This window comes from Actinoplanes sp. NPDC026623 (genome assembly GCF_040638275.1).
Classification (GTDB): domain Bacteria; phylum Actinomycetota; class Actinomycetes; order Mycobacteriales; family Micromonosporaceae; genus Actinoplanes.
This window is the reverse complement of the sequence record NZ_JBEZXZ010000415.1, coordinates 1-2,008: the sequence shown is the minus strand read 5'-3', so window position 1 is coordinate 2,008 and position 2,008 is coordinate 1. Positions and strand designations below refer to the sequence as shown.

The window sequence follows — 2,008 nt, the reverse complement described above, 5'->3', positions numbered from 1 at the left end:
ACGCCCTGCGCGCCGCCGGCGTGCGGCGCGGGGCGATCACCCGCGGGCCGGATCCGATCGTGTGGTGGTCCGGCGACCGGGGCGGCGAGTTGCCGGTGCCGAGGGTGGCGGCCGTCGACACGGCGGGCGCCGGCGACGCCTTCCACGGCGCGCTCGCGGTCGCCCTGGCCCGCGACCCCGATCTCGTGCCCGCGCTGAGCTTCGCGACGCGGATCGCGGGCATCCGGGTGCGGCACGCCGGCCCGCGCGCCTGGCTCGACGCCGTCCGCGATCACCGCCCGGCCTGACCCGCCGCATGGCCGGCGGCCGCGCACCTTGATCGACGAATGTCGTCGCCCCCGTCATACCGGCGAAACATGATGACATCGGGATTACCAACCAGTAGCGAAATTAACAGAGTATTTACGTACCTCGATTTACGAGGCCGCCGGACTCGTCCACCACGCGCGGGGCCGAACCCCCGCCTTCCGGGCGACGACGCGATCCCTTCCACCGCAGGGAGCCCCGGAAATGCGAAATCCCGTCACGCGCCTGCTGGGCGCACTCACCCTGGCCGCCGCGCTGGTCGCCGCCCCCACCCCCGCCCAGGCCGCCAACCCGTACGAGCGCGGACCCGCACCGACCGTGGCCAGCATCGAGGCCAGCCGCGGCTACTACGCCTTCGCCCAGGTCACCGTGGCGCGCTCGAGCGTCTCGGGCTTCGGCGGCGGCACGATCTACTACCCGACCAGCACGACCGACGGCACGTTCGGAGCCATCGCGATCTCACCCGGGTTCACGGCGTCGCAGTCGAGCGTCGCCTGGTACGGCCCGCGCCTGGCCTCGCAGGGCTTCGTGGTCATCACGATCGACACCCTCAGCACCCTCGACCAGCCGGCCAGCCGCGGCACGCAGCTGCTGGCCGCGCTCGACTATCTGACCAACACGAGCTCGGTGCGGAGCCGCATCGACGCCACCCGGCTCGGCGTCATGGGCCACTCGATGGGCGGCGGCGGCAGCCTCTCCGCGTCCCGGACCCGCCCGCAACTGCAGGCGGCCATCCCGCTGACCCCTTGGCACGGCACCAAGAACTGGTCCTCCGACACCGTCCCGACGCTGATCATCGGCGCCGAGAACGACACCACCGCCCCGGTGGCGTCGCACGCCGAGCCGTTCTACACCAGCCTGCCGAGCAGCCTCGACAAGGCGTACCTCGAGCTCAACAACGCCACGCACTCGGCGCCCACCTCGACGAACGTGACCATCGCGAAGTACAGCATCTCGTGGCTCAAGCGCTTCATCGACAACGACACCCGCTATGAGCAGTTCCTCTGCCCGGCCCCGAGCGGATCGACCATCCAGGAGTACCGCGACACCTGCCCGCACTCCTGACCCGGCGAACGCGCCGACGCCCCGGCGCGGGGCGTCGGCGCCTCAGGGATCGTTGCGGGCGATGGCGGTGATTTCCGCCCCGGTCTCCCTCGTCAGGACGCCCGCACACGGCAGACCCAGCGATTCGGCGAGGGCCCGCCCGTGTACGTCGACGGCCGACTCCACCAGCTCCGCCAGCAGGCCGACCGAGGACCGCGCCCGGACCCACGCCAGGACCCCGCACCCGCACCCGATGACCAGCGCCGGCCACCACCAGAACCCCAGCACCGCGTACGCCAGCGCCCACCCCGCCAGGCAGGAGTCCCGGGTCAGCGCCGCCCGGGACAGCCCGAACTCCGTGCGTACCGGATCCGGCAGGACCAGCCACAGGCGCGGCCAGGCCGTCGCCAGGTCCAGCCGGTACTTGTCATGCACCCGCGTGCCGGCGGCCGCGATACGGTCGCCCATCCAGAACGGCCGGCCCGGCGGCGCCAGGGCGATCCGGTCGCGCCGGGCGGCGAGCGCCGACGCCACCCGGTGCAGTTCGGGCGCGTCGCCCGACGAGCTCAGCTGCGCGCGGCCGGCGGCCACCAGCGCCGACCGGAACTCCTCGTCCGCCCGTCGCCAGGCTGCTGCGCGACGCGCGGCCAGCCGCCGC

The 2,008-nt window shown here is 73.4% G+C and carries 2 protein-coding genes and 1 pseudogene; 2 read left to right on the top strand and 1 reads right to left on the bottom strand.

Annotated features, from left to right (window positions below):
- Together AB0F10_RS45375 and AB0F10_RS45370 are read left to right on the top strand one after the other, a co-directional pair.
- Positions 1-287, top strand: a 287-nt coding sequence (locus tag AB0F10_RS45375; RefSeq protein WP_360640791.1) for a PfkB family carbohydrate kinase, incomplete at its 5' end; no start/stop codon positions are given.
- Positions 288-510: 223 nt separating this feature from the next.
- Positions 511-1,371 (top strand): alpha/beta hydrolase, encoded by an 861-nt coding sequence (locus AB0F10_RS45370; RefSeq protein WP_360640789.1) that lies wholly within the window; start codon positions 511-513, stop codon positions 1,369-1,371.
- A gap of 42 nt (positions 1,372-1,413) precedes the next feature.
- Here AB0F10_RS45370 and AB0F10_RS45365 read toward each other — a convergent pair.
- Positions 1,414-2,008, bottom strand: a pseudogene (locus AB0F10_RS45365) (hypothetical protein); the annotation flags it as partial.

Coding starts and splice junctions, on each gene's coding strand:
- AB0F10_RS45370 (WP_360640789.1), top strand. CDS start 511: ATGCGAAATCCCGTCACGCGCCTGCTGGGCGCACTCACCCTGGCCGCC.